Origin of the sequence: Cupriavidus campinensis (assembly GCF_905397395.1) — a bacterium.
Lineage (GTDB): Bacteria > Pseudomonadota > Gammaproteobacteria > Burkholderiales > Burkholderiaceae > Cupriavidus > Cupriavidus campinensis.
Genome location: NZ_CAJPVH010000119.1, coordinates 1 through 3,602 on the forward strand (window position 1 = coordinate 1; position 3,602 = coordinate 3,602).

The 3,602-nt window shown below is 69.3% G+C and carries 6 protein-coding genes; 4 read left to right on the plus strand and 2 right to left on the minus strand.

The annotated features are described in order from the left end of the window. A partial coding sequence (locus tag KHO18_RS27955) for a DNA ligase-associated DEXH box helicase (protein ID WP_409365111.1) occupies positions 1–744 on the minus strand: 744 nt, incomplete at its 3' end. 43 nt (positions 745–787) lie between these two features. Further along, positions 788–1,045 carry a hypothetical protein gene (locus tag KHO18_RS27960; RefSeq protein WP_144195438.1) on the minus strand — a complete coding sequence of 86 codons (258 nt, stop codon included), beginning with the start codon at positions 1,043–1,045 and terminating at the stop codon, positions 788–790. A gap of 276 nt (positions 1,046–1,321) precedes the next feature. On the opposite strand from KHO18_RS27960, the gene KHO18_RS27965 reads away from it, so the two are divergent. From KHO18_RS27965 to KHO18_RS27980, 4 genes are all read left to right on the plus strand, one after another. Next, positions 1,322–2,170: an STAS domain-containing protein gene (locus KHO18_RS27965; protein WP_211944293.1), complete on the plus strand. Its 849-nt coding sequence runs from the start codon at positions 1,322–1,324 to the stop codon at positions 2,168–2,170. Positions 2,171–2,183: 13 nt separating this feature from the next. Further along, positions 2,184–2,546, plus strand: coding sequence for an STAS domain-containing protein (locus KHO18_RS27970; protein ID WP_211944294.1), 363 nt, complete (start codon positions 2,184–2,186; stop codon positions 2,544–2,546). Between the two features lies 1 nt (position 2,547). Beyond that, positions 2,548–2,973, plus strand: coding sequence for an anti-sigma regulatory factor (locus KHO18_RS27975; protein WP_187645152.1), 426 nt, complete (start codon positions 2,548–2,550; stop codon positions 2,971–2,973). Continuing rightward, the coding region (locus KHO18_RS27980; RefSeq protein ID WP_211944295.1) for an ATP-binding protein at positions 2,948–3,602 on the plus strand (655 nt) is incomplete at its 3' end. The genes KHO18_RS27975 and KHO18_RS27980, both read left to right, overlap by 26 nt.

Consider the following 3,602-nt stretch of genomic DNA (forward strand, 5'->3'; position numbering starts at 1 on the left):
CTGCGCGGACGGCGGCGCCACCACCAGCGCGCGGCGCAGCGCCGGGCTGCGCGCCGGAAGGTCCGCCGTGGTCAGGGTGGGCGGCAGCGCCACGCCGGCCTCGGCATAGGCGCTATTCAACGCGGTCATTGCCCCATGCACGACGATGGGCCCCGGCAGGGCCGCGTCCGCGCCCGCATGGCGCATCAACCCGTGCAGGATGCGCTGTGCCTTGCCGAAGGCGTAGCAGTACAGCACGCTCGCCCGCCCCGCCGCCGCATTGGCCTGCCACCAGCCGAAGATCTCGGCCATCAGCGCGGCCTGCGTCGGCCAGCGGTAGATCGGCAGTCCGAAGGTGCTTTCGGTGATGAAGGTGTCGCAGCGCACGGGCTCGAACGGGTCGCAGGTGCCGTCCGCCTCAACCTTGTAGTCGCCGGATGCCACCCAGACCTGCCCGCCATGCTCCAGCCGCACCTGGGCGGAGCCCAGCACGTGCCCGGCCGGATGCAGGCTCAGCCGCACCCCGTGATGCGTGATGGCTGCGCCGTAGGGCAGCGTCTCCAGCGCGATGCCCGGCAGCCGTGCCAGCAGCACGCCGCGCCCCGGGGCGGCGCAGAGGTAGCTGCCGTGGCCAAAGCGCGCGTGGTCTGAATGGGCGTGGGTGATGACGGCGCGGGCCACGGGGCGCCATGGATCGATATAGAAGTCGCCGGGCGGGCAGTACAGCCCTTCCGGCCGCGCGACGATCAGGTCGGCCATCGGCATCCTTCTCTATATATAAATACGGCAGGCAGCGTTCCGGTGGCGTTCAGGTAGCGGACGGCCCCGCGCGCCGCGCCTTGCGCGCCTCCGCCATGCCGCGCACGTTCAGCGCGGCCAGCGCGAACTGGAGCACCACCAGCGCCCAGGCGCCGGTATGGAAGCCCCAGCCCACCCACATCGCGTTGCTAATCAGGAAGACCCAGAAGCCTACCTTGCGCCGGCCCGCCGCGCGGCTGCCCACCAGCCAGGTGGCGGCCACCGTTACCGCCATCGCGGGCCATTGCAGCGCATCGAGCCAATCCACGGTAATCCTCCCGACCTGACGATCCTTATCCAGCGTAGTCGGCCCGGTGTGGCGGCGGCCAGCGTGGGGTGTCCCGTTCGGCTGTCGGCGCATTCTCACAACGTTATCTATAAAGCACTTGATGAGCGGAATGCCGATTTCCCATACGGCGTCAATCAGCCGGGCGCCGATAGTGTGGGCTATGAATCTCTCCTAGAATCGACTCAACGTCCTGCCTTGGGGCGCGGTCAGCCTCGGGGCGTCCATAGCCCGATCCCTCCCATCTTCCACACCTTCATGCGCCCAGAAAATCAGCGACTAGCGGACCTCCTGCGCGAGGACCAGGACACCATCTTGCGCGGCTGGACCGCCGAGTACCACGTCTACACGGGCGGCCGCGGCCTGAGCCAGAACCTTGAGACCGAGCAGCGGGCGATTCTCAAGGCGCTCGAGACCGGGCTGACCGCGGATGCCGACACCGGCAGCTTCGACATCAGCGCCTGGAACGCCCTGCGGGACACGCTGGCGCGCCTGTCCTCCGCGCGCGCGGCACAGGGCGAAACCGCCGACATGACCAGCGGCTTCGTGCTGGCGCTCAAGCGCCCGCTGTTCGATGGCCTGCAGCGCCATCACGGCGACGTGGACGGCCAGATCGCGGTGGTCTGGGCGGCCTCCTCCATCGTGGACCGCATGGCGCAGTGGACGGTCTCCACCTACCAGAAGACGCGCGAGGAAATCATCGTGCGCCAGCAGCACGAGCTGCTGGAACTGTCCACGCCCGTGATCAAGCTGTGGGACGGCGTGCTGGCGGTGCCGGTAATCGGCACGCTGGACAGCAGCCGCGCGCAGATCGTCATGGAAACGCTGCTGGAGCGCCTGGTGAATACCGGCGCCGAGCTGGCCATCATCGACATCACCGGCGTGCCCACCGTGGACACCCTCGTGGCGCAGCACCTGATGAAGACCGTCACGGCCATCCGCCTGATGGGCGCGGAAAGCATCATCAGCGGCATCCGGCCGCAGATTGCGCAGACCATCGTTCATCTTGGCATCGACCTGCAGGGCATCATCACCAAGTCCACGCTGGCGGACGCGCTGGCCACGGCCATGCGCATGACCGGCCACACCGTCACCCGCGCCGTCTGAACCCGGAGGCGCCATGGAACGGATTCCAATCCTGCGGATGGGCAAGAACCTGCTGGTCACGATCCAGATCGACATGCAGGACCAGACCGCATTGATGTTGCAGGAAGACATTGCCTCTTCCATCGACCAGACCGGCGCGCACGGCGTGCTGATCGATGTCTCGGCGCTGGAGATGGTGGACTCGTTCATCGGCCGCATGCTGGTGAGCATCTCGGACATCAGCCGCATCCTGGGCGCGACCACGGTGGTGGCGGGCATCCGCCCGGCCGTGGCCATCACGCTGGTGGAGCTGGGGCTCTCGCTGGGCGGCGTGAAGACGGCCCTGAGCGTGGAGCGCGGCATGCAGATGCTCGACGCCGCCGCGCGGGGAGCCTGACATGGCCATCCCTGCCGTGGCCACCGCGCTGGCCGATACGGGCAGCGCCCCGCTGAAGGACGAGCGCGATATCGTCCACGCGCGCGCCATGGTGCGCACGCTGACGACCCAGCTGAAGTTCTCGCTGGTGGAGCAGACTAAGATGATTACGGCAGCCAGCGAGCTCGCCCGCAACACCGTGGTGTACGGCGGCGGCGGCGAGATGCGCTGGGAGATGCTGGCCGAGGGCATCCGCAAGGGCCTGCGGCTGCATTTCGAGGACAAGGGCCCCGGCATTCCGGACGTGGAACAGGCGTTGACCGACGGCTGGACCACGGGCAGCGGGCTGGGCATGGGCCTGTCGGGCAGCAAGCGACTGGTGAACGAGTTCGCCATCAATACCAAAGTTGGCGAGGGAACCTGTGTCAGCATCACTCGGTGGAAGTAACAACCTGGGCCCGCACATCGCCGTGCCGATGGGCGACCGCAGCCGCGTGGGCGAGGCCCGCCGCGCCGCCGCCGAACTGGCCGGGCGGCACGGCTTCGACGCCATCCAGTCCGGCCGGCTGGCCGTGGCCGTCAACGAGCTGGGCAACAACCTCGTCGGCCACGCCCGGGGCGGCCGGCTGCTGGTGGGCGCGTGCCAGCTGGGCGACGCCATCGCCATCGAGCTGATTTCGATCGATGACGGCCCCGGCATGGCCGACCTCCAGGCCTGCCTGCGCGACGGCTATTCCACCGGCGGCAGCGCCGGCCAGGGCCTGGGCGCGGTCAGCCGGCTGGCCGATGACTTCGACGTCTACACCCGCCCCGGCCAGGGCACGCTGATCCTGGCCCGCTTCTACCGCGAGCACGATGCCAACGGCGCGCCGCGCCGCGCCGGCGCCGGCTTCGATGTGGGCGCCGTATGCGTGGCCGCGCCGGGCGAGACGGTCAGCGGCGACGGCTGGAATGTGGCCATGCACGACAACCGCGCCGACGTGGTGGTGGCGGACGGCCTGGGGCACGGCCCCGACGCCGCCGAGGCCGCCGCGGTGGCGCTGGCCGTGTTTGCCCAGGCCCGGGGCAGCCATCCGG

Excerpts from the sequence above, each read along its gene's own strand:
- KHO18_RS27965 (WP_211944293.1), top strand. The coding sequence starts at position 1,322 with ATGCGCCCAGAAAATCAGCGACTAGCGGACCTCCTGCGCGAGGACCAG.
- KHO18_RS27970 (WP_211944294.1), top strand. The coding sequence starts at position 2,184 with ATGGAACGGATTCCAATCCTGCGGATGGGCAAGAACCTGCTGGTCACG.
- KHO18_RS27975 (WP_187645152.1), top strand. The coding sequence starts at position 2,548 with ATGGCCATCCCTGCCGTGGCCACCGCGCTGGCCGATACGGGCAGCGCC.